The sequence below is a fragment of the Actinocorallia sp. A-T 12471 genome (genome assembly GCF_033875155.1).
Taxonomy (GTDB): domain Bacteria; phylum Actinomycetota; class Actinomycetes; order Streptosporangiales; family Streptosporangiaceae; genus Actinocorallia.
Genome location: NZ_JAWZTE010000002.1, coordinates 523622 through 544874, shown reverse-complemented (window position 1 = coordinate 544874; position 21253 = coordinate 523622). Strand labels below are relative to the sequence as shown.

The window sequence follows — 21253 nt, the reverse complement described above, 5'->3', positions numbered from 1 at the left end:
TGGGGGTGGGGGTGGGGTTAGGAGGGGGTGGGGGGGTTGGGGAGGGATTGCATGGCGGTGGTCAGGCGGGTTAGGGCGGTGAGGATGGAGAGGTGGTCGGGGCCTAGGGCTTCGGTAAGGGCGTGGCCTAGGGCTGAGTGGGCCGGGTCGATGGCGCGGAGGGTGGCGTAGCCGGCGGGGGTGGGGTGGAGGAGGTGGGCGCGTTTGTGGGCGGGGTTGGGGAGGTATTCGGCGAGGCCCTCCTCGACGAGGAGGGCGGCCACACGTTGGACGCTTTGGCGAGTTATGCCCATGATGCGGGCGATCTCGGAGAGGGTGTGGGGGGTGGTGACGACCGCGCCGAGCACCTGCCAGCGCGCGGCCGTCAGACCGACGGGTCCGGCAAGGCGCTCGGACGCCTCGAGGAACAGGCCGTTCAGGCGGAAAACGCTGAGGGCCGTGGCCGAGACGAAGTCCTCCGGGGTCATCCGGCCGCCATGAGGACGGGGAAGGCCGACGCGTCGGAGCGCGCGAACATCCGGAACCAGGCGTCGAGGACGGCGGGCTCGTAGAGGTCGAGCTCGGCGAAGATCTCGCGCGCGAACGCGACGGGGTCGGTCGGCCCCGCGGTGATGACGCCGCGGTCGGTGACCGCGTCGGTGTCGGCGTAGTGCGCGCCGCCCTGGTAGCCGGTGGCGGCGAGGTACTCGGCGACGACGCCGGTGTGCGCGCGGTCGTCGAGGAGGCCGGCGCGGGCGAGGCCCGCGGTCGCGCCGCAGATCGCCGCGACGGGGACGCCCGCCGCGACGAAGCGGGCCGCGAGGTCGGCGAACGGGTCGAGGACGCCGGGTTCGTCCCACGCGTCGGCGCCGGGCAGGACGAGCATCGCCGAGCCTTCTGGCGTCACGTCCGCGAGCGTCGCGTCCGGGATGATCCGGAGCCCGCCCGCCGTGGTGACCGGGGCCGACGTCGCGGCGAAGGTCCGCACCTGGAAGCGGCCCGGCTCGCGCTGCCACTGGGCGCCGGAGATCCCGGCGACGGTGAAACCGGCCTCCCAGTCGGCCCAGCCGTCGTAGACCGCCACCCACACGTCGCGCTTGGCCTGAGTGTCCTGCGTCGAAGTCATCATGTCAGTATCCTGTCATAACGTCAGCATGCTGACAAGTCCCAAGATCTGTCGGCGAACGGGACGGAACGCCCCAGGAAAGAAGGAAAGGAGGTTAGAGGCGGCGTGGGAGGTAGCCGCCGGAGGAGAGGTCGGTCGGCGGAGGGAGCGGGGCGGAGGGGGGCGAGGGGAGGTCGGAGGTCAGGCAAGGCGGCGTGGGGGGGAGGGGTTGGTCGGCGGGGAGCGGGGCGGAGGGGGCGAGGGGAGGTCGGAGGTCAGGCAAGGCGGCGCGGGAGGGGAGGGCGGAGGTGGGGTCGGGCGGCGGGGAGGGGAGGGGTTGGTCGGCGGGGAGCGGGGCGGAGGGGGGGCGAGGGGAGGTCGGAGGTCAGGCAAGGCGGCGTGGGAGGGGAGGGCGGAGGTGGGGGAGGGAGGGGGGAGAATCTTGGGAGTCGAGTGGAGGGGGAGAGGGATGGGGTATTTGCGGGGGTTGTTTGGGCTTGATGGGAAGGTGGCGCTGGTGACGGGCGGGAGCTCGGGCATCGGGCGGGGCATCGCCGTTGCGCTCGGGCGGGCGGGGGCGGCCGTCGTGGTGGTGGCGCGGGGGGAGGAGGGGTTGCGGGAGACCGTTGCGGAGCTTGAGGGGTATGGGTGCCGGGCGGGATGGGTGGCCGCCGACCTCGGGGACCGGGCGGCGGTGAAGGACGCGGCCGAGCGCGCGGTGCTGCCGTTCGGCGAGGTCGACATCCTCGTGAACTCCGCGGGCGTGAACCCGCGCCCGCACATGGATGACCTCACCGAGGCCGACTGGGACCTGACGATGGCCGTCAACCTCGACGCGCCCTTCCTGCTCGGCCAGCGGTTCGGCGCCGCGATGGCCGGGCGCGGCTGGGGCAGGATCATCAACGTCGGCTCGCAGCAGGCGTTCCGCGCCTTCCTGAACAGCGGCGGCTACGGCGTCTCCAAGGCGGGCATCACGGCGCTCAGCCGCTCCCAGGCCGAAGCCTGGTCGGCGCGCGGCGTCACCGCGAACACCCTCGTCCCCGGTTTCGTCCGCACCCCCCTCACCACGCACGTCTCCGACGAGGGCCTCGCCGAGTTGGCCTCCCGAACGACGATCGGCCGCAACGGCGTCCCCTCGGACTTCGCGGGCGCGGCCGTCTACCTGGCCTCCCCCTCCGCGTCCTACGTGACCGGCCAGACCCTCTACATAGACGGCGGCCTGAGCACCCACTAGCCCCAGGGCGTGCTAGCTCCCGGCCCCGGCGGGAGGCGCGAGGAGGGGGTCGTGGCCGTGGGCGCGGTTGAAGACGGCGAAGGCAAGGTGCGACAGAAGGGAGAAGACAAGGAGCGAAAGGGCCATGGGGAGAAGGGAAGGCGTCGAGCCCAAAGAAGTCAGGAGAGGTGAGAGGGCGGCGAAGCCGAACTGGGCCGCGCCGAGGAAGGCCGACGCGGTGCCGGCGGCGGAGCCCGCGCGGTCGAGGGCGAGCGCCGTGGTGGTCGGGATGACCAGGCCCATGGACGAGACGCAGACGAACAGCAGGGCGGCCACCCAGGGCAGGGGCGCGTCGACGCGGTGCAGGACGATCAGGCATGCCGCGCCGAGCGTCATCGCGGTGAGGCCGGTGCGCAGGACGGCGTGGGAGCGGAACCGTCCGAGCAGGAGCTTGCCGTTGACCTGGGCCGCGACGGCGAGGCCGAGGGCGTTCAGCGCGAACAGAAGACTGAAGACAGTGGGCGAGGCCCCGTAGACGTCCTGAAGGACGAGGGACGACGCCCCGATATAGCTGAACACCCCGGCGAAGCAGAGGGCTCCGGTGAGCATGTACCCGGTGAATGACGCGTCCCGCAGCAGCGACGATCCGGCGCGCAGCCCGCCCCCGAGCCCGCCCTTCAGCCGACGGTCGGCGGGCAGCGTCTCGGGCACGGCGAGGACGCATCCGGCGAGCATCAGCGCCCCCAGCACCGCGAGCACCACGAAGATCCCGCGCCAGACGGTGACCTGGAGGATGAGCCCGCCGAGCAGCGGCGCGAGGATCGGCGCGAGCGCGGAGACCAGCATGAGCGTGCTGAAGAACCGCGCCGCGGCGAGGCCCTGGAAGAGGTCGCGGACGATCGCACGGGAGATGACGAGCCCGGCCGCGCCCGCGAGCCCCTGGACGAGCCGCGCCCCGATGAGCACCTCGACGGTCGGCGCGAACGCGCACGCCAGCGTGGCGAGCAGATAGGCCCCCATCCCCGCCACGAGCGGCTTTTTGCGCCCGAACCTGTCGCTGAGCGGCCCGGCGACGAGCTGCCCGGCCGCGAGCCCCGCGAGGCATGTGGTGAGCGTGACCTGGACGAGGTCGCCGGTCGTCCCGAGCTGCCGCGCGATCTGGGGGAAGGCCGGCAGGTACAGGTCCATCGACAGCGGCCCGAGCGCGGACAAAGTGCCGAGCGCGAGGATCAGGCCGAGGCCGGGACGGCTGACGGACGGTGCGGTCATGCGGAGGGCTCCGGCGGGCAGAAGGGACGGTGTGCGTCGGCCGGAGGGCGGTCCCCCGCGGTGCGGCGGCCGGTGGTGCGGCAGGCCCTCGCCAGGGTAGTCCGGACGCACGCACGCCCTCCGCGCCGGGTCTCGGTGGCCGGACCCCTTGGCGATTCCTTGCCGCCCCCTTGGACGCGGCCCGGAAGACCGCTTCCTAGCGTGAAAGGAGGTCAAGGGAGGATTTCGATGGACTTGTCGCAGTTGATGAAGCTGGCGCAGGACCCGCAGGTCCAGCAGATGGTGAAGTCGCTGGTGAGCGGGCTGGGCGACTCGGGCCAGGCGGGCGGGCAGGCCGCGCAGGGCAAGGGCGGAGGCGGGGGCCTCCAGGACCTGCTGGGGCAGCTCGCCGGGGGCGGCCTGTCCAAGCAGGTCGACTCCTGGGTCGGCACGGGCACGAACGAGCCGGTGACGGGCCAGGAGGTCAAGCAGGCGCTCGGCCCCGACACCGTCCAGCAGATGGCGCAGGCGGCGGGCGTGGCCCCGGACAAGGCGGCCGACGATCTCGCCAACGCGCTGCCAGGACTCGTCGACAAGGCGACGCCCGCGGGCTCGGTCGACCCCAAGCCCGGCCAGTAGCGCGCTAAGCGGGGCCGCCCACCAGGGGGCGGTCCCGCGCACTTTGAGTAGGGCGTACTCACGCAATGGCTCTCGCGCGCCCGCACACTCCAGAAGCAGTCCACCTTCTGGAGGTTCCGAGATGACGACCGCGCAGACCGTGCCGGAACGGCGCACGACGGGACGGACGGCGGCGGGCGCGCTCGCCGTGCTCGGCCCGCTCTCGATCGCCGTCGCCCCGCTGTTCCTGCCCTATCCGGGCTTTTCCGAGACATCGGAGATGGTGGCGGATTCCGTCGCCGCGTCGGGGAAGCTGAGCGTCTACGTTCTGTCCAACCTGCTCTCCGCGATCCTGTATGTGCCCGCCGTGGTGCTGATCGGGCTTGTCGCGCTGGCGGGGGCCAGGCGGACGGCGGGGGCCGGGCTCGCGCTGTTCGCGGTGGGCGCGGCGGCTCAGCTGACGCTGCTGATGTCGCAGGACGTCCTGCTGCTCGCCGCCGCAGAGGCGGGCGTGGACCAGGCGGTGACCGTCAAGATCCTCGATGACGGGGTCGCGGCGTCGCCTGTGCTGACCTGGCCGTCGCTGCTCGCGATCGCCGGGTTGATCGCGCCGGTGGTGATCGGGGTGGCGCTCGCCAGGTCGGGCCGGGTCCCGGCGTGGGCCGGGTGGGTGTTCGCCGCCTCGGTTCCGGTCCTGGTCGCCGGGCAGGCGACGGGGACGATCGCGCTGCTCGTGCTCGGGGGCGTGCTCCAGACGGTGACGGGGGCGCTGGTGGCCCAGCGGATCGTGCGGGAGGGCACGGGCTGGACGCGGGCGTGACGGGCGGGGCGCGGCCGCGCGGGGAGGCCGCGCCCCAGAATTGGCCGGGTGAGGTCGTTTGGGCGCGGGAGCGCAGACCGAACGCGACAGCGGTTCTTACACTGCGGGCGTGCGAGGGCATTGGCCGTTCGCCGGGCGTGCGGCGCTGCTCGGCGAGATCGGCGAACTGGTGCGCGCGCCCGGCGGGGCGGTGCTGACGGGGGACGCGGGGGTCGGCAAGAGCAGGCTCGCGGCCGAGGCGGTCGGGCTGCTGCCGCCCGGCCGCTTCCGGGTGCTGCGGGTCGGCGCGACGCGGGCGGCGGCGCGGCTGCCGTTCGGCGCGTTCGGGCATCTGCTGCCGGTGCCCGATGTGCGCACGCTGCCCAATCCGCTGCGCTGGGCGGAGGAGGCGATCACCGGCGACGGCGGCGCGCTCCTGCTCGTCGTGGACGACGCCCATCTGCTCGATCCGGCGTCGGCGGCGCTGGTCCTGCATCTCGTCGCGCGACGGGGTCACCGGGTGCTCGCGACGCTGCGTGAGGGCGAGCCCGTCCCGGACGCCGTGCGCGCGCTGTGGAAGGAGGGCCCTTGCTCGCTCGTCCCCGTGGCCCCGCTGACGCTCGAGGAGTCGGCGGAGATCCTGCGCGGCGCGCTCGGCGGCCCCGTCCGGTACTTCACGGCGGCGCGGCTGTGGCGGACGGCGGGCGGGAACGCGCTGTTCCTGCGCGAGCTGGTCGAGGCAGGGACGGCGGCGGGACGCCTCGCCGAGCACGCGGGGGTATGGCGCTGGGACGGCGACCCGCCGATGACCCCGCGCCTGCAGGACCTGATCCGGCACCGGGCGGGCGAGGTGCCCGCCGACGAGCGCGAGGTGCTGCGCCTTGTCGCGCTGGGCGAGCCGCTGGCCGCCGAGACACTGGCGCGGCTCACGTCCGACGCGGCGGTGGAGCGCGCGGTCGCGCGCGGGCTCGTCCGGCTGAGGTCCGACGGACGCCGCATCGACGCCTGCCTGGGCCACCCCCTGTACGGCGATCTCGCGCGCAGTGAGGCGAGCCCGCTGCTGATCCGGCGCACCCTGACGACCCTCGCCGCGACGGTCGAGGCGACGGGGATGCGCAGGGCCGCCGACCGGTTCCAGGTCGCGGTGTGGCGGCTGGAGAGCGGCGCGCCGCAGGACCCGGGTGGCGCGGTCGACGCGTGCCTGCGCGCGACCGCCGCCTACGATCTGGGCCTCGCCGAGCGGCTCGCCCGTGCCGCGCTCGCTGCGGGCGGCGGCCACGGCGCGGCGGTCGCCCTCGCCCGTGTCCTGTACCTGACGGGACGCGGCGCGGAAGCCGACGTCCTGCTCTCGGCGCGCACGGGCGGCGACGACGCGGAGATCGTGGAGCTCGCGACGATGCGCGCCTTCGGCAACGGCCTGACCGGCTTCTCCGTCGTTGACCCGTTGACGGTGCTTGACGCGGCCGCCGAGGCCGTCGCGTCGCCGGAGATCGCCGGGATGCGCGCGTGGATCAGCGCGCAGCGCGGCGACTTCGCGCGGGCGCGCGCGACCCTGGCGGGCCAGGAGGCGCCGCTGACGGGCCGGGCCGGGGCGTACGCGTCGGTGGCCCGCGCGATCCTCGCCGCCTACACCGAGGACGCGGCCGCGACGGAGGCCGTGGCGGAGGCGGCGTTCGCGTCCTACGACGGCTGGGGCGCGATCGCCGACGCGGAGATGAGCGTCCAGTGCGCGCGGCTCGTCGGACGGCTCGGCACCGGCGACGTGCCCGGCGCGCTGGCCGTCACCGACGGGATGACCCGCAGGTTCGAGGCGAGGTTCGCGGGCTGGGACCTCGGCGTCGCTGGGTTCCTCGGGCACCGCGCGCAGGCGCTGCGCCTGCTCGGCAGAACAAGGGAGGCGCTGGAGGCGGCGCGGGAGGGGGCGGCGCGGCTCGCCGACGGCAAGGCGGGCTTCGCGGGCCTGTGCCTTGGCGAGCTCGCGCACGCGGCGGCGCTGCTGGAGCTCAGGAAGGAGGCCGAGCCCGCGTTGGCGGCGGCGGTCGAACGCGGCGCGCCCGGGTTCGAGCTGATCGACTTCCCCGCGCGGCTCGCCGCGATCTGGGCGCCCGCGCTCGACGGCGACGGCTCGGGCGCGGTCGAGACCGCGCTGGCCTGCGCCGAGGAGGCCGAGCGGCGCGGGCTCGGCGGCTACCTGGTGTTCGCCCTGCACGACGTGGTGCGGCTCGGCCGTGCCGCGCTCGTCGCCGACCGGCTGGCCGGTCTGGCCGGACGGATGGGCGGCGCGCTCGCGGCGCTGTGCGCGGAGCACGCGACGGGCGCGGCCGCCGGCGACGCCGTCGCGATGGAGCGGGCGGCGCGCGGTTTCCAGGAGGCCGGGATGCTGCTGTACGCGGCGGAGGCCGAGGCGCACGCGGCGGCGGCGCACGAGCGGGCGGGGGCGGTGCGGGCGGCCCGCGCGGCGCGGGCGCGCGGCTGGCGGCTCGCGGCCCGCTGCCAGGGGGCGCGCACGCCCGCGCTGGTCGGGCTCGCCTTCCCCGAGCTGACGGCGCGGCAGCGCGAGGTCGCGGGGCTCGCCGCGTCCGGGCTGAGCAACCGGGAGATAGCGAACCTTCTCCACACTTCCGTGCGAACCGTGTCGAACCATCTCGTCGCGGTGTATGCGCGCCTGGGGGTGAGCGACCGCGCCGACCTCGCGGACATGCTCGCCCCCTGAACCCTGCCAGTGGCAGGTGGCCTGGTGGCCGGGCACGGCCACTAGGCTGTCCGGCATGAGCGACGGAGCGGCTGTGGAGTACCGGATCGGGGAACTCGCCGCCGAGGCGGGCATTCCCGTACGGACGCTCAGGTACTACCAGGAACGCGGCCTTCTTCCCCGGCCCCGGAGGCAGGGAAGGGTCGGCATGTACTCGGCGGCCCACCTTGAGCGGCTGCGGCTCATCGCCGCGCTGCTGGAGCGCGGATACCGGCTCGACGGGATCGAGGAGCTCCTCGCCGCGGCGGGCGAGGGCAGGGAGGTCACCGAGCTGCTCGGCCTCGAGCGCGCGGCCGGCGCGCCGTGGGCCGAGCCGGGGGAGGTCAGGATGAGCCGTCAGGAGGCCGAGCAGCGGTTCGGCGGGCCGCTCACCGACGAGGTGCTCGCCGAGTCCGTCGAGCTCGGCTACGTGCGGCTCGAGGGCGACGAGCTCGTCCACACGAGCCCGCGCCTGCTCGCCGCGACGGTCCAGCTCGTCGAGGCGGGCATCCCCCTCAAGGCAGTGGTCTCGATGGGCTGGGAGCTCCAGGCGGCTTTCGACAGGGTCGCCTACGGCTTCGTCCGCCTGGTCCGAACCCACCTCCTTGACCCCGCCCTGGCCGACCTCCCCCCATCCCCGACATCGCTTTCCTCGCGGTCCTTTCGGGACCGCGAGGAAAAGGACACGGCCCTGCCTGGCGTGGAGCCTGAGCGGGGCGAGGCCCCGGGCGCGGCGTCCCTTGATTCCTTCCCGCAGTCCCGAAGGGACGGCGGGAAGGAGGGGGAGGGGTTGGCCGGGGTGGTCGCGGCGTTGCGGCCGGTGGCGCGGGCCGTGGCGGACGAGCACTTCGCGCGGGCGATGGACGCGCGGGTCAGGGCGGAGCTGGCCGACCTGCGTGAGCGGCTGCGCTGACCGTTACGCCGCGTTCTTCACCGGCGTGGGGCGGCTGCCGCGGAGGATGGTCGTGGCGACGCGGTAGGGGTCGTCGTTCATGGGGACGTGTCCGCAGCCCGGCAGGACGATGTGTTCCGCGTGGGGGAGCAGGGTCCGGGCGACCTTCGCCTGGTAGAGCGGGAGCACCAGGTCGCGCTGCGCCCACGCCACGATGACGGGCACGTCGGCGGGCATCTCGGCGGTGAACGGGGCGCTCTCGGCGAAGAACTCGGTCACCTCGGGACGGGCTCGCAGCAGCCCCTTGAAGTCGCCGAGGGCGGCTTCGGGGGACAGCCACGTCGGCCTGCTGTTGATCCAGAAGAACAGCGCGGCGCGGCCGGCGCGGGTGCGCAGCAGGCGCGCGGCGTGCGGGTCGAGCGCCCCGGCGAGCGCCATGACGCTGCGGAAGAGGCTCGCGGTGTACCGGAACTCGGCGGGGGTGCGCCAGAACCCGGCGGGCGACAGCGCGGTGACGCTGCGGGCCGCGCCGAGCGCCGCGAGTTCGAGGCCGAGCCGGCCGCCGAGCGAGTTGCCCGCGACGTGGGGGCGCTCGAGGCCGAGTTCGGCGAAGAGGTCGAGGAGGTCGGCGACCATGCGCTCGCCCGGGGGTTCCGCGCCGGGCCTGAGCGACGGGGACTCGCCGTGCCCAGGCAGGTCGACGAGGATGACCTCGCGCTGCTCGGCGAGGTGGTCGGCGACGGGATACCACGCCTGCCTCCGGTGGGTGATCCCGTGCAACAGGACGAGGGGCTCGCCCGCGCCCCTGCGCTCGTATGCCAGCATGCCTCGCGCCGCCTTCCCGAATTCCAGTTGTCACTGGGAAGTTCACCGTCGGACACCCCTACAAATCCACTCATTCCCGGACGCATTCCCGGGCACGCCTCCCGGGAAATCCTCAGGATCGGCCAAAAGCCGCGTCCGGGTCGGCCACGCGGGGGAGCCGGAGCTCAAAAAGCGCGCCGGGACCGCCCGGATCGGCGCAAACGAGCGAGCCCCCGTCGGCCTCGGCGAGCTCCCTGGCGAGGGCGAGCCCGAGCCCCGCGCCGCCCTCGTCGCTGGCGCGTGCGTCATCAAGCCGGACAAAACGCTCAAAGATCCGCTCCCGGTGCTCGGCCGGGACACCGGGTCCGTCATCGCGCACCGAGACCAGCGCGAGGCCCCCTTCCTCCGCCACCGTCACCGTGACGCGTCCGGCCGCATGCCTCCGCGCGTTGTCCAACAGGTTCCCCAGCGCGCGCCCGAGCCGTCGGGGACGCACCGACACCCACGGCGTAGCCGACTCCTCGTACACGACGGGCACCCCGTCCGTCGCCGCACGCTCGGCCACCACGTCCGCGACGAGTTCCGCCAACGGCACCCGGACGGGATCGGGCCCGGCCCCGTCGGCGTCGAGCCCGGCCAGCAGCAGCAGGTCCGAGGCGAGGTTCTGGAGCCGGTAGACGTCAAGGACGGTCTCGTCGAGGTCGAGCAGCTCGGGATGCTCGCGCGCGATCTCCAGCTGGGCGCGCAGCGACGCGATCGGGGTGCGCAGCTCGTGCGAGGCGTCCGCGACGAACCTGCGCTGCCGCTCACTCGAGCGTTCCAGCGCCGACAGGGTCCCGTTGGTGGTCGCGGCGAGCCGCGCGATCTCGTCGCTCGACGCCGGGACCGGCACCCGCGCCGACAGGTCGCCCGCCGCGGTGATCCCTGCGAGCCGCGCCCGGATCGCCTCCACTGGCCGTAGCGCGCGCCGCGTTACGAGCCACGCTGCGGCGGCCGTCACGAGCAGCACAGGCGGCAGCCCGAGAAGCAGCGCCCTTACGGTCGTGGAGACGGCTTCACGCGTGTCGCTGAGATCGGCCCCGCCATAGACGACGACGGCGATCCCGTCGGGGCTCGTCGCGGAGACGGCGGCGAACAGATAGGGCGCGGGGTCGCCCTCGAAGACCGCGGTCCGGGTGACGAACCCGGTCTCCGGCTCGTCATCGTCATCGTGCTCGGCCGGGCCGGGCGGGACCGTCGGCAGCCCGTCGACGGCGAGGTCGGGGCTCTGCGCGACGATCCGCCCGTCCGCCCCGACGACCCGGACGGGATCGTCGTCGGGCAGCCGCAGCGAGCTGGAGGACGTCCCCGCCGTCCACTGGTCGGCGACGCGCTGCGCGGTGGCCTCGGCCGCCACCGACACCCCGCCGACGAGTTCGGCGCGCAGCGCGAGCACCACCGGAACCGCGGCGGCGACGAGCGCGAGCGCCACCACCGCGGTGGCCGCGAGGGTCGTGCGGGCGCGCACCGAGCCGAGCACGTCACGCCCCGGCCGTCAGGCGGTACCCGGAGCCGCGCACCGTCTCGATCGAGCGCCTGCCGAACGGGGCGTCGAGCTTGCGGCGCAACGCGCTGACGTGCACCTCGACCACGTTGGGGTCGCCGTCGTAGGCCGAGTCCCACACGTGTTCAAGGATGCGCCGCTTGGAGACCACCTCCTCGGCGTGCGCCGCGAGGAACTCGAGGACCGCGAACTCCCGCGACGTCACCGTGACCTCCTCCTCGCCCCTGCGCACCCGCTGCCCGGCGGGGTCGACCCGCAGGTCGCCGACCTCGATGACGGGCGCGCCGGCCCGCTGCCGCCGCCGCAACAGCGCGCGGATGCGGGCGCGCAGGACCACATAAGAGAACGGCTTGGTCACGTAGTCGTCCGCGCCGCAGTCCAGCCCCTCGGCCTCGTCGTACTCGCCGTCCTTGGCCGTCAGCATCAGGATCGGGGTCTGGACGCCGTCGCGCCGCAGCGCCGCGGCGACCCGGTAGCCGTTCATGCCGGGCAGCATCACGTCGAGGATGATCAGGTCGAAGTCCTCCTCGGACGCCAGGAACAGCCCTTCGCTCCCGTCGTGCGCGACGTCCACGGCGTACCCCTCGGCGCGCAGCCCGCGCGCGAGCGACAGCGCGAGGCGGCGTTCGTCCTCGACGATCAGCAGTCTCATACCCTCAACCTTGCCAAAACCATGCTGAAGCACGCTTCAGCCAGCTTCAGGGTCTCTTCAGGACGGTTAGGGCAGCGTGGGCGCTGATCGGATAGACCGCGTCAAGTAAGGAGCACCGATGCCCGCCAAGACCGTGATCGCCCTGGCGTTCACCGCGACCGCAGCCGCGGGGATCGCCGCGGGGACCGCCCTGGCCTCCGCCGACTCCGCCCTTCGCGTCCCCGTCGTCGCCGCGACCGAGACGCCGACGGCCCCGCCGGAGGGCACCCAGCCCGCCGCCCCGGCCATCACGCCGGACCAGGCGATGACCAAGGCCAACGAGAAGGTCTCCGGCAAGATCGCCGCGACCGAGCTCGACGACGAGAGCCAGCCGCCGTCGTGGAAGGTCACCGTCGTCACCGACGACGACAAGTGGCACGAGGTGACGGTGGACGGCACGTCCGGCGAGGTCACGGGCGACCAGGAGACCGACGGCGACTCCGACGAGGCAAAGAAGATCCGTGACGCCAAGGTGACCGCCGCAGACGCCGTCAAGAAGGCGACCGAGACGCAGCCCGGCACGCTGGAGTCCGTCGACTTCGGCGACGAGGGCGACAAGCCGGTGTGGGACGTGACGGTCAAGGCCGACGACGGCGCCGAGCACGAGCTCCAGGTCCCGGCCGACGACGCGAACGCCACCGCGACCCCGTCGCCGACCTCCACCTGACCGCAAGGCACCACGCGACGCCCCGGGGACCATCGTCCCGGGGCGTTCTGCCGTGTCAGGCCATGAGCTCCGCGCAGATCGCGGGGACCGCCTCGCCGATCGGGGTCCGGATGACCGCGGTGGCGAGGTCGTCGTACGGGGTGGGGTCGCGGTTGACGATCACGAGCCGCGCGCCGAGGTCGACCGCGAGGCCGCACAGCGACGCGGCGGGCTCGACCTGCAGGGTGGTGCCGACGACGAGGAACAGCTCGGAGGCCGCGGCGATCCTGCGCGCCTGGCTCAGCACGTCGGAGTCCAGGTACTCGCCGAACATCACGATCGACGGCTTCAGCGGCCCGCCGCACCCGCACAGGGGTTCGGCGGGCAGTTGCGCGAGCGCGGACGCCGCGGTGGTCCGCGCGCCGCAGTCCAGGCATGACGCGGTGGTGAGCGAGCCGTGCAGCTCGACGACCTTGCGCGGCGACGACCCCGCCTTCTGGTGGAGGCCGTCGACGTTCTGGGTGACGATCCGCACCGCGGAGCCGGACGCCTCGAGGTCGGCAAGCGCGCGGTGCGCGACGTTGGGCTGCACCTCGCCCTGGCGGCCGGAGAACACCTCCCAGAAGCGGCGGCGCACTTCGGCGTCGGCGAGGAAGCGGTCATAGGTGAAGATGTCGGCCGCCGCCGGGTCCTTCGTCCACAGGCCCTGCGGCCCCCGGTAGTCGGGCACGCCCGAGTCCGTCGAGATTCCGGCTCCGGTGAAGGCGGTGACCCGCCGCACGCCCCTGGCCCAGGAAAGGTCCTCCATGCCCTGCAACATAGGGGCCCGCGCCCCCACCGGGCAAAAGGTTAGGCGGGGACGCGGCCCGGGGCGCGTCAGGAGGGCAGGAGGCCGCCGAACAGGCCGCCGAAGGGGTTGCCGAGCGGGTTGCCCTTGCCGAGCCCGCCGCCGCCCTTCTTCTTGATGTTGGCCTGCACCTTCTTGGAACTCGTCGCCGAGTGCAGCCTGACCCCGTTCGCGGCGTGCAGCTCGCTGGTGAGGGTGATCTTCTCCCCGGCCGGGACGGGCCCGTCGCGCAGCACCGGGACCCGGACGGTGTGCCGGCGCAGCACCCCGCACTCGACTTTCTCCCGCATCTTCCCGAAGGGCGCCTTCGCGCGCGCGGACGGCCCCTTCGACGTCTTGCCGAACGCGACGGACAGCACCGCCGTCTCGTTCTTCGGCTCGCACGAGTACAGCAGCTGGACGTCGATCGCCTGCCCGCCCGCCTCCACGACCTTGATCGGGACGATCATCCCGGCGGTCGGCGCGGCCGAGGCGGCGGACGCGGGCAGAACGAGCAGGGCGGCGGCGGTGAGGGCGCAGAGAGAACGCATAAGCGCACAGGGTAGCGACGCGACTACCTCAAGTAGTGTGCGCTTTTCCGCCGTTTTACCGAGCCGAAGCCGTGCTTCCGGCCTCGGCGACCGGGTACCGCAGGATCGTCCTGAGCCGTTCGGGCGCGGCGCGCCGGAAGTCCGACAGGTAGATCTCGTGGTGCTTCCCGGCGATCTCCAGGCCCGCCTCGGCGATGTGCGCGTACAGGCGCTCGAGCGTCGCGGGCTCGTCGGCGAAGGGCCCGGTGTGCAGGATCTGGGCGCAGCGGCCCTCACGCCACGGGGCGAACCGCACGTCGGCGAGCGGCAGTCCCGGTTTCTTGCGCGCCGCGCCCTCCAACGCCGTCGCGACGAGTTCGTCCCCCGCCTGCGGCGGCTGCATGATCATCATCGACCAGTGCCAGCGGTCACGGTCCGACTCCTCATAACGCTGCCCGTCGCCCGGCCACCACAGCCCCTCAAGCGGCATGACGGTGTACACGAGCGTCCCCGCCCCCTTCAGTGCCGCGCGCACGGCGTAGGACGCGGTGTACAAGGCGGACACGGCCGCCGACCACACCTCGCCCTCGGGCGCGCCGACCCCGTCGATCCGCAGGAACCCCAGCTCCGGCACCTCCACGACCGACGGCCTGGCCCGCGCGCTGTACAGCTCCCGATAGGTCTTCTTGAAGTCCTCGCTCATAGCCCCTCCTCCTCGGCGGGCCCGACCGGAACGGCGAGCCTGGTCAGCAGATTCTCGGGCCCCGCCTCGCCGGGCCCGGTCAGATACTCCTCGCGGGCCGGCCCGCGCGGGGCGAGCCCGCGCCCGCTGATCCACACGAGCAGCGCGTGGTAGGCGAGCGGGATCTCCTCGTAAGGCCCCCGGTGCAGGGTGACTGCCGCGTTCACGGCGGGCAGGGCCAGCGGGGACGTCCCCGGCGGCTCCCCCTCGGCGAGCGCGCCGACCGACACCGTCATGCCGTCGACGAGGTCGAGCGGGAAGATCCCGTACAGGGGAGGGGCCCACCGGGCGTCCGTCATGGCGGCGAGCAGCCGCATGACGCACTCGCCGGTCCGCGCCCCCAGGTCGGCGGGCCCGCAGACGGCCCGCACCGCGGCGAGGCGCAGTGCGGGCACCTCGGCGAGGGCGATCTTGTAGTCGAGGGCCCGGCCTTCGGCGAGCCTGTCGAGGACCGCGAGCCGTGCCCGGTCGCGCGCGATCCGCGCGGCGACCCTGTCGCGTTCGGCGCGCAGCAGCCCAGCCCGCTCCTCGCCGGAGGCGGCGAGCACCGCGGCGATCGCGGGGAGCGGCACGTCGAGGTCGCGCAGCAGCGCGACGGCGAGGGCGTCGGGGGCGCGTTCGGGCGCGTAGTAGCGGTAGCCGGTCGTGGCGTCCACCCGGTCGGGCGGCAGCAGGCCGAGGTCGTCGTAGTGCCGCAGCCGCTTCACGCTGAGGCGGCACAGTCGGGCGAAACGCCCGATGGTGAGCAGATCTTGCCGCATGCCCCCATCGTGGACCCTCCCACGGGGGGAGGGTCCAGCAGGCTCGCTCAGGCGGCGCGGAGCTTAAGGAGGGTGATCTCGCTCGGGGCGAAGACGCGGAAGGGCGGGCCCCAGAAGCCGGTTCCCCGGCTCGTGTAGATCTGGGTGCGGTCGGTGCGGCGGGACAGGCCCGCGACCTCGGGCTGGTCGATCCGGACGAAGTGATGGAAAGGCCAGATCTGCCCGCCGTGGGTGTGGCCGGACAGCTGGAGGTCGATCCCGGCGGCCTCGGCGACCGCGACCTGCTTGGGCTGGTGGGCGAGCAGGACGACGGGCAGGTCGGGGTCCGCGCCGTCGAGCGCCGCGGTGAGGTCGGCGCGGTGGCCAGGGTGGCCCGAGTGGTGCGCGGTGTGGTCGTCGATCCCGGCCAGGACGAGCCTGTCGCCGCCGCGCTCGACCACCACGTGGTGGTTGTGCAGCGGCTGCCAGCCGAGGTCGCGCATGTGCGCGAGCCAGCCGAGCGGGTCGCCGTAGTACTCGTGGTTGCCGGTGACGTACACGCGGGCCAGCTTCGCCTCGACGTCGGCCAGCGGAGCGGCCTGGGCGCGGCGCTGCGCGACTGTGCCGTCGGCGATGTCGCCGGTGTGCGCGACGACGTCGGGCTCCAGCGCGTTCACGACCTCGGTGACCTTCGCCGACCACGCGGCCCGGTCCGTCGGGCCGTAGTGGGTGTCGGTGAGCAGGACGATCCGCGCCCCGTCGAGGCCCTTGCCGAGCCTGGGCAGGACGACGTCGACCTCCTTGACGCGCGGGACCCGCATCGCCTCGTAGTAGCCCCACACCAGCAGGCCCGCCGAGACCGCCGCGACCCAGGCGGCGGTGATCCGCGCCGCGTCCGCGACGCCCACCGCCTCAAGCCCGACCCGGACGACGACGGCCAGCACCGACTGGCTGAACAGCACCCACGCCGCCCCCAGGACGACGCTTCCGGCCACCGACAGCCGGTCGCCGCCGGGCCGCTGCCCGGCGAACATCAGGAACGGGGTCGCCAGCGCCGCCCCCGCGAACAGCGCCGATCCGACCGCGAAGGCGGGCTCGCCCCAGCCCGGCGCGGCGACGAGCGTCCACCAGGGCACGCCGAACAGCAGCCCCATGATCGTGACCAGCGCGCCGCCGATCAGCACAGGTCGCAGCGCCGAAGGCCGCCGCGCAGCCGAGTCCACCGCCATGCCGCCCCACCCTCTCGCCTACAGAATCTTTCCGTCACGGAAACGATCGTCCGGACGGCCCTGTTCCCGTGACCTTCGTCGGGTTTGCGCGACCTGTACCGGGGAACCCGGGTCGGCCGTCGGTCCAGGTGAGCGCGAGCCCGAACCCGAGCGCGGCAACCGGGATGATTCATCCTGATCCCGCCCTGACTTGGGGTGAAACGTCCAGTGAGATGCGCGCGCGGCGACCCTAGGGTGGGTCGACGTCGCCCCGACCCCAGCCCGCCGCAAGGGAGCCTCCGCGTGACCATCAAGACACTTCCCGCACTGATCGCGGGCGAGCGCGTCATGCCCGCCGACGGCCGTGCGCTCGACCTGGTCGACCCGTCGACCGGCGAGGTGTGCGGCAGGGTCGCGCTGTGCGGTCCCGCCGAGGTCGACGCCGCCGCCCGCGCCGCCCGCGACGCGTTCGCGACATGGCGCAAGAGCACCCCCGCCCAGCGGATGACCGCGCTCCTGGCCATCGCCGACGAGCTCGAGGCGCGCGCCGAGGAGTTCGCCGACGCCGAATGCCGCGAGACGGGCAAACCGCGCGCCCTCGTGCTCGCCGACGAGATCCCGCAGAGCGCCGACGCCCTGCGCTTCTTCGCCGGAGCCGCGAGGACCCCGGAGGGCCGCGCGACCGGCGAGTACCTGCCCGGCCTGACGTCCTCGATCCGCCGTGAGCCCCTGGGCGTCTGCGCCCAGATCACCCCGTGGAACTACCCGCTGATGATGGCGGTGTGGAAGATCGGCCCGGCCGTCGCGGCGGGCGACACGACTGTGCTGAAGCCCGCCGAGACCACCCCGACCACGACTGTCCTGCTCGCCGAGGTCTGCGCGCGGCACCTGCCCGCCGGGGTCGTCAACGTCGTCACCGGCGACCGCGACACCGGCCGCGCGCTTGTCGAGCACGAGGTCCCCGCGATGGTCTCGATCACCGGGTCGACCCGCGCGGGGGCCGAGGTAGCGAAGTCGGCCGCTAGCGCGCTTAAGCGGACCCACCTTGAGCTCGGCGGGAACGCGCCGGTCCTTGTCTTCGCCGACGCCGACCCCGTCGCCACGGCCGCCGCCGTCGCCGACGCGGCCTTCTACAACGCCGGACAGGACTGCACGGCCGCCTCCCGGGTCCTCGTCCACCGCGACCTGCACGAGGCGTTCACCGACGCGCTCGCCGAACGCGCCCACGCCGCCCGCACCGGCCTCGCGCCCGAGGACGGCGGCGACTTCGGCCCGCTCAACAGCGCGGCGCAGCTCACTCGGGTGCTCGGCCTGCTGGAGCGGCTGCCCGCCCACGCGACGGTACGGGCGGGCGGCTCACGCGTCGGCGACCGCGGGTTCCACCTCGCCGCGACGGTCGTTGACGGGGTCCGCCAGGACGACGAGATCGTCCAGGAGGAGATCTTCGCGCCGGTCGTCACCGTCCAGACGTTCGCAGACGAGGCCGAGGCCGTCGCGCTCGCCAACGGCGTCCCGCAGGGCCTCGCGGCGTCCGTCTGGACCGCCGACCACGGCCGCGCGGTGCGGCTCTCGGCCGACCTCGACTTCGGCTGCGTCTGGCTCAACGCGCACGGGCCGCTCGCCGCGGAGATGCCGCACGGCGGCTTCAAGCAGTCCGGACACGGCAAGGACCTGTCGGCCTACAGCCTTGAGGACTACACCCGCGTCAAGCACGTCATGACGGCCCACGGGACGCCCTGACCGGCGCGAACGCCAGCTCCCGCGTCTCCTCCTCGGCCGTCGGCGCGACCCTGCGCATCGCGAACCGCAGCGTCGGCGGGGCCATCAGCGACGTGACGATCGCGACGAGCACGATGATCGTGTAAGTGGCGGTGGTGAGGATGCCGAGCCGCAGCCCCACCATCGCCACCACCACCTCGACGACGCCGCGCGCGTTCATCCCCGCGCCGAGCGCCAGCGCCTCCCACCGGCTCAGCCCGCTGAGCGCGGCCCCGGCGAACGCGCCGAGGAACTTGCCGACGACCGCGATCGCCAGCACCGCGAGCGCCGCGCCGAGCACCGACGGCTCGGCGAGCGCGGTGAGGTCCATGCGCAGGCCCGCCGTGGCGAAGAACAGCGGGGCGAGGACCGCGAGCACCAGCGTCCGCAGTGGGGCGAGGCGCTCTGCGGTGACCTCGCCGGTCGTGCCCATCACCGCGCCGGCCACGAACGCGCCGAAGATCGCCTCGAGCTTCAGCGCGTGCGTCGCGGCGGCGGCGAGGATCATCACGACGACCAGCACCGAGACGGTGCGGCCGGTGTCGTCGCCGGTCGCGCGCAGCAGCCGCCGCAGCAGCGGCCGGGCAAGGAACGCCGCGACGACCACGAGGCCCAGATGCCCGATCGACGTCGCCACGGTCCCGGTCGTGACGCCGACCGTCGCCATCGCGGACACGATCGACAGCAGGAACCAGCCGACGGCGTCGTCGAACATCCCGGCGGTGAGGGTGAGCTGGCCGACGTCGCGGTGCAGCAGGCCCATGTCCATCAGCGTCTTGGCGATGACGGGGATCGCGCTCACGCACATCGCGACGCCGAGGAAGAACGCGAACACGTTGCGGTCCGCGCCCTCGCCGAGCAGGCTGCCGGGGAGCAGCAGGCCCGCGCCGACGCCGAGCGCGAGCGGCACGAGCAGCCCGAACAGGCTGACCCGCGCGGCGGTCATGCCGCGTCTGCGCAGCAGTCCGAGGTCGAGCTGGATTCCGGTGATCCCGACAAGGAGCAGCACGCCGAGCTGCGCGGCCGCGTCGAGCAGATGGAACTGGCCGGGGTCCTTCGGCAGCAGCCACGCGGTGAACCCGGGGAAGAGGTGGTCGGCGACCGACGGCCCGAGCAGCACGCCCGCGCACAGCTCGCCGACGATCGCGGGCATCCCGAGCCGCCGCGCGAGCGCGCCGAGCCCGACGGCGAGCGCGAGCAGCGCGCCGACCTGGAGGAGGAAGACGAGCAGTTGTTCTGCGGGAAGGGTCGCCACGGGTGCGGAAGCTGACGACAAGCGAACCTCCAGGGGGGAGCGGTCTGCCGGACGCGCGACTGGGCCTGCCGTGAGGGGTCGGTTCTACTTAGGCAAGGCTTACCTAAATTGATCACGCTGACAAGGTCGCGGGTCCGGTGGCGCACATCACATTTCCGGCGATCTCGTGATCGCGTCGAGTGCCTTGACCTTGAGTCAGGTTCAGGTCCTAGCGTCGTGATCGCACCGCCCACAGACGAGAGAGGCACGCCCATGGCGAGCACCACGGCCCCCGAGCACTACAACGCAGCGGTCATCCCGCACATCGCCGTCGCCGACGCGGCGGAGGCGATCGCCTTCTACGGCCGCGCGTTCGCCGCGACCGAGCTGTTCCGGCTCACCGACGACGACGGCTCGATCTTCCACGCCGAGATCAGCGTCGCCGGATCGACCCTGATGCTCTCCGACCCGCACCCGCCCTTCGGCCCGCCCGTGCCCGGCGCGCCGCCCGTCGCCCTGCACGTGTACGTCGACGACGTCGACGCGCTCGCCGCCCGTGCCGTCGCCGCGGGGGCGCGGCTCGACCAGGCCCCCGCCGACCAGTTCTACGGGGCGCGCACCGCGATCCTCACCGACCCGTTCCACCACCTGTGGGTGTTCCTCCAGCAGCTGGAGCCCGCGCAATCCGGGTGACGTGAGGGGGGCGTCCTGCTATTCCTGGGGGACGCCCCCGCCACGGCCCCTATGGAGTTTCGCCATGCGACAGGTGCACCGGGACGGGATCCTCGCCGCCACCGACGACCCGCGGCGGGTGTTCGCCGACTTCCTCGGCTGCGCCGTCAGCCTCGCCGGGTACTACGGCAGCCCCCTCGCCGACGTGCTCGCCGAACGCTTCGCCCCCGACGGCCAGGGCGTCACGATCCCGGACACCTGCGCCGTCTGGCGCGTCGAGGAGTTCGCCGACCTCCCCGACGAATACCTCCTCGGCGGACTCCCGCCGCGCTGGGCGCACCTCACCTTCGGTCCCCGGGAGGAGGTGTGGGCGCTGCTCAGCCTGCGCCCGGGACGGACCGCCACCGAACTCGTCGAAGGAGCGGAACTGCGGCTGATGCTCGACCAGATGGTGAACCTGTGCCACGGCCCCGCCGGGCTGCTCGCGTTGATCGAGCGCAGGGCGCGGGGTTAGGCTGAACGGGTGACTGCCGGGTCGGCCTCGCGCCGCGCACGGAAGGGTTCCCCGGCCGCCGAGTGAGGCCGGGGCGGGCACGCGGCCCGCCGCCCTTTCCGCTTCTCCGCACCTTCGCGCCTCATGCGCACCGAGCAGAAGAAACCGGAAAGGTCACCAATGTCCGCGCAGCACACCTCCGGCGTCCGCCTCGACCACACCGTCGTGCACGCCTCCGACCGCGCCGCCTCCGCGGCCTTCCTCGCCCGCATCCTCGGCCTCGAGGTCGGCCACCGGATGGGCCCGTTCCTCCCGATCCTCCTGGGCAACGGTGTCACGCTCGACTACTACGCCTTCACCGACGGCCCCATCCAGAGCCAGCACTACGCCTTCCACGTCCCCGGCGACGCCTTCGACGCCATGGTCGCCCGCCTCGAGGCCGAGGAGATCACCTACTACGGCGACCCCAACCACACCCGCCCCTACACCGTCGGCCGCGCCATGACCTGGCGCAACGTCTACTTCTTGGACCCCGACGGCCACAACATGGAGATCATGACGGACGCCTAGCCCCCGGCACGTCCGTACGGCTCCCGGAGAGGGTGCCCCCGCACAGTCGGCCCTGACCCGGTTGTGCGGGGGCACCCTCCCGATATTGTCCGCGGCGTCCAGAACGTGACATGCTGCGTGGCGACGGCCTCCTGCCACCCCTTCGGAGGTGCCAACTTGACGACTGAGCGGAAGACGGGACCACGGCTTTCACACGTGCTGGTCCAGGCGC

Annotated in this window: 22 protein-coding genes; 10 read left to right on the top strand and 12 right to left on the bottom strand. The window is 73.6% G+C overall.

Annotated elements, in window-relative coordinates; all coding sequences use genetic code 11:
* Positions 1–17 precede the first annotated feature (17 nt).
* Together R9X44_RS07560 and R9X44_RS07555 are read right to left on the bottom strand one after the other, a co-directional pair.
* Positions 18–467 (bottom strand): MarR family winged helix-turn-helix transcriptional regulator, encoded by a 450-nt coding sequence (locus R9X44_RS07560; RefSeq protein ID WP_319813268.1) that lies wholly within the window; start codon positions 465–467, stop codon positions 18–20.
* Positions 464–1108 carry a DJ-1/PfpI family protein gene (locus R9X44_RS07555; protein WP_319813267.1) on the bottom strand — a complete coding sequence of 215 codons (645 nt, stop codon included), beginning with the start codon at positions 1106–1108 and terminating at the stop codon, positions 464–466. The genes R9X44_RS07560 and R9X44_RS07555 overlap by 4 nt, the downstream gene beginning before the upstream one ends.
* 493 nt (positions 1109–1601) lie before the next feature.
* Between R9X44_RS07555 and R9X44_RS07550 the strand changes: the two genes are divergently transcribed.
* On the top strand, positions 1602–2318 hold the full coding sequence (locus tag R9X44_RS07550; protein WP_319813266.1) for an SDR family oxidoreductase: 717 nt from the start codon (positions 1602–1604) through the stop codon (positions 2316–2318).
* A gap of 12 nt (positions 2319–2330) precedes the next feature.
* Here the strand turns inward: R9X44_RS07550 and R9X44_RS07545 are convergent, their stop codons facing one another.
* Complete coding sequence (locus R9X44_RS07545) at positions 2331–3566, bottom strand: multidrug effflux MFS transporter (RefSeq protein WP_319813265.1); 1236 nt, start codon at positions 3564–3566, stop codon at positions 2331–2333.
* Positions 3567–3794: 228 nt separating this feature from the next.
* Here R9X44_RS07545 and R9X44_RS07540 point away from each other — a divergent pair, with 228 nt between their 5' ends.
* The 4 genes from R9X44_RS07540 (at position 3795) to R9X44_RS07525 (ending at position 8606) form a co-directional block, all read left to right on the top strand.
* Positions 3795–4184 (top strand): YidB family protein, encoded by a 390-nt coding sequence (locus R9X44_RS07540; protein WP_319813264.1) that lies wholly within the window; start codon positions 3795–3797, stop codon positions 4182–4184.
* A gap of 121 nt (positions 4185–4305) precedes the next feature.
* Positions 4306–4983, top strand: coding sequence for a hypothetical protein (locus R9X44_RS07535; protein WP_319813263.1), 678 nt, complete (start codon positions 4306–4308; stop codon positions 4981–4983).
* 109 nt (positions 4984–5092) lie between these two features.
* Entirely contained in the window at positions 5093–7675 is a 2583-nt protein-coding gene (locus R9X44_RS07530; protein WP_319813262.1) for a LuxR C-terminal-related transcriptional regulator, read from the top strand.
* Between the two features lie 55 nt (positions 7676–7730).
* Positions 7731–8606 carry a MerR family transcriptional regulator gene (locus tag R9X44_RS07525; protein ID WP_319813261.1) on the top strand — a complete coding sequence of 292 codons (876 nt, stop codon included), beginning with the start codon at positions 7731–7733 and terminating at the stop codon, positions 8604–8606.
* A gap of 3 nt (positions 8607–8609) precedes the next feature.
* Here the strand turns inward: R9X44_RS07525 and R9X44_RS07520 are convergent, their stop codons facing one another.
* From R9X44_RS07520 to R9X44_RS07510, 3 genes are all read right to left on the bottom strand, one after another.
* Entirely contained in the window at positions 8610–9410 is an 801-nt protein-coding gene (locus tag R9X44_RS07520) for an alpha/beta hydrolase (protein ID WP_319813260.1), read from the bottom strand.
* Positions 9411–9522: 112 nt separating this feature from the next.
* A complete protein-coding gene (locus R9X44_RS07515) occupies positions 9523–10908 on the bottom strand; it encodes a HAMP domain-containing sensor histidine kinase (protein WP_319813259.1) in 1386 nt (461 codons plus the stop codon).
* Between the two features lies 1 nt (position 10909).
* Complete coding sequence (locus tag R9X44_RS07510) at positions 10910–11584, bottom strand: response regulator transcription factor (protein WP_319813258.1); 675 nt, start codon at positions 11582–11584, stop codon at positions 10910–10912.
* Positions 11585–11702: 118 nt separating this feature from the next.
* On the opposite strand from R9X44_RS07510, the gene R9X44_RS07505 reads away from it, so the two are divergent.
* Positions 11703–12290, top strand: coding sequence for a PepSY domain-containing protein (locus R9X44_RS07505; protein ID WP_319813257.1), 588 nt, complete (start codon positions 11703–11705; stop codon positions 12288–12290).
* Positions 12291–12345: 55 nt separating this feature from the next.
* On the opposite strand, the gene R9X44_RS07500 is transcribed toward R9X44_RS07505, so the two are convergent.
* The 5 genes from R9X44_RS07500 to R9X44_RS07480 form a co-directional block, all read right to left on the bottom strand.
* Entirely contained in the window at positions 12346–13077 is a 732-nt protein-coding gene (locus R9X44_RS07500) for a Sir2 family NAD-dependent protein deacetylase (protein ID WP_319813256.1), read from the bottom strand.
* Between the two features lie 68 nt (positions 13078–13145).
* Complete coding sequence (locus tag R9X44_RS07495) at positions 13146–13646, bottom strand: hypothetical protein (RefSeq protein ID WP_319813255.1); 501 nt, start codon at positions 13644–13646, stop codon at positions 13146–13148.
* A gap of 55 nt (positions 13647–13701) precedes the next feature.
* Positions 13702–14328 carry a GyrI-like domain-containing protein gene (locus tag R9X44_RS07490; RefSeq protein WP_319813254.1) on the bottom strand — a complete coding sequence of 209 codons (627 nt, stop codon included), beginning with the start codon at positions 14326–14328 and terminating at the stop codon, positions 13702–13704.
* Positions 14325–15128 (bottom strand): MerR family transcriptional regulator, encoded by an 804-nt coding sequence (locus tag R9X44_RS07485; RefSeq protein ID WP_319813253.1) that lies wholly within the window; start codon positions 15126–15128, stop codon positions 14325–14327. Before R9X44_RS07485 ends, R9X44_RS07490 begins: the two co-directional genes overlap by 4 nt.
* Positions 15129–15175: 47 nt before the next feature.
* A complete protein-coding gene (locus R9X44_RS07480) occupies positions 15176–16336 on the bottom strand; it encodes a metallophosphoesterase (protein ID WP_319813252.1) in 1161 nt (386 codons plus the stop codon).
* Between the two features lie 327 nt (positions 16337–16663).
* Here R9X44_RS07480 and R9X44_RS07475 point away from each other — a divergent pair, with 327 nt between their 5' ends.
* Positions 16664–18055: an aminobutyraldehyde dehydrogenase gene (locus tag R9X44_RS07475; protein ID WP_319813583.1), complete on the top strand. Its 1392-nt coding sequence runs from the start codon at positions 16664–16666 to the stop codon at positions 18053–18055.
* Here R9X44_RS07475 and R9X44_RS07470 read toward each other — a convergent pair.
* A complete protein-coding gene (locus R9X44_RS07470) occupies positions 18030–19328 on the bottom strand; it encodes a cation:proton antiporter (RefSeq protein WP_319813251.1) in 1299 nt (432 codons plus the stop codon). The two genes, R9X44_RS07475 and R9X44_RS07470, sit on opposite strands and share 26 nt — an antisense overlap.
* Before the next feature lie 252 nt (positions 19329–19580).
* Between R9X44_RS07470 and R9X44_RS07465 the strand changes: the two genes are divergently transcribed.
* From R9X44_RS07465 to R9X44_RS07455, 3 genes are all read left to right on the top strand, one after another.
* A complete protein-coding gene (locus R9X44_RS07465) occupies positions 19581–20000 on the top strand; it encodes a VOC family protein (protein WP_319813250.1) in 420 nt (139 codons plus the stop codon).
* 64 nt (positions 20001–20064) lie between these two features.
* The gene (locus R9X44_RS07460) at positions 20065–20493 is read left to right on the top strand and encodes a hypothetical protein (RefSeq protein ID WP_319813249.1); all 429 of its coding nucleotides are present in this window, start codon (positions 20065–20067) and stop codon (positions 20491–20493) included.
* 159 nt (positions 20494–20652) lie between these two features.
* The gene (locus tag R9X44_RS07455) at positions 20653–21042 is read left to right on the top strand and encodes a VOC family protein (protein WP_319813248.1); all 390 of its coding nucleotides are present in this window, start codon (positions 20653–20655) and stop codon (positions 21040–21042) included.
* The last annotated feature ends 211 nt before the right edge of the window (positions 21043–21253 follow it).

Bases quoted from the DNA above. Each gene is read 5' to 3' on its own strand.
- R9X44_RS07500 (WP_319813256.1), bottom strand. From the start codon at position 13,077: ATGGAGGACCTTTCCTGGGCCAGGGGCGTGCGGCGGGTCACCGCCTTC.
- R9X44_RS07540 (WP_319813264.1), top strand. From the start codon at position 3,795: ATGGACTTGTCGCAGTTGATGAAGCTGGCGCAGGACCCGCAGGTCCAG.
- R9X44_RS07490 (WP_319813254.1), bottom strand. From the start codon at position 14,328: ATGAGCGAGGACTTCAAGAAGACCTATCGGGAGCTGTACAGCGCGCGG.
- R9X44_RS07560 (WP_319813268.1), bottom strand. From the start codon at position 467: ATGACCCCGGAGGACTTCGTCTCGGCCACGGCCCTCAGCGTTTTCCGC.
- R9X44_RS07460 (WP_319813249.1), top strand. From the start codon at position 20,065: ATGCGACAGGTGCACCGGGACGGGATCCTCGCCGCCACCGACGACCCG.
- R9X44_RS07465 (WP_319813250.1), top strand. From the start codon at position 19,581: ATGGCGAGCACCACGGCCCCCGAGCACTACAACGCAGCGGTCATCCCG.
- R9X44_RS07525 (WP_319813261.1), top strand. From the start codon at position 7,731: ATGAGCGACGGAGCGGCTGTGGAGTACCGGATCGGGGAACTCGCCGCC.
- R9X44_RS07485 (WP_319813253.1), bottom strand. From the start codon at position 15,128: ATGCGGCAAGATCTGCTCACCATCGGGCGTTTCGCCCGACTGTGCCGC.
- R9X44_RS07520 (WP_319813260.1), bottom strand. From the start codon at position 9,410: ATGCTGGCATACGAGCGCAGGGGCGCGGGCGAGCCCCTCGTCCTGTTG.
- R9X44_RS07495 (WP_319813255.1), bottom strand. From the start codon at position 13,646: ATGCGTTCTCTCTGCGCCCTCACCGCCGCCGCCCTGCTCGTTCTGCCC.
- R9X44_RS07510 (WP_319813258.1), bottom strand. From the start codon at position 11,584: ATGAGACTGCTGATCGTCGAGGACGAACGCCGCCTCGCGCTGTCGCTC.
- R9X44_RS07480 (WP_319813252.1), bottom strand. From the start codon at position 16,336: ATGGCGGTGGACTCGGCTGCGCGGCGGCCTTCGGCGCTGCGACCTGTG.
- R9X44_RS07475 (WP_319813583.1), top strand. From the start codon at position 16,664: ATGCCCGCCGACGGCCGTGCGCTCGACCTGGTCGACCCGTCGACCGGC.
- R9X44_RS07555 (WP_319813267.1), bottom strand. From the start codon at position 1,108: ATGATGACTTCGACGCAGGACACTCAGGCCAAGCGCGACGTGTGGGTG.
- R9X44_RS07545 (WP_319813265.1), bottom strand. From the start codon at position 3,566: ATGACCGCACCGTCCGTCAGCCGTCCCGGCCTCGGCCTGATCCTCGCG.
- R9X44_RS07505 (WP_319813257.1), top strand. From the start codon at position 11,703: ATGCCCGCCAAGACCGTGATCGCCCTGGCGTTCACCGCGACCGCAGCC.
- R9X44_RS07455 (WP_319813248.1), top strand. From the start codon at position 20,653: ATGTCCGCGCAGCACACCTCCGGCGTCCGCCTCGACCACACCGTCGTG.
- R9X44_RS07535 (WP_319813263.1), top strand. From the start codon at position 4,306: ATGACGACCGCGCAGACCGTGCCGGAACGGCGCACGACGGGACGGACG.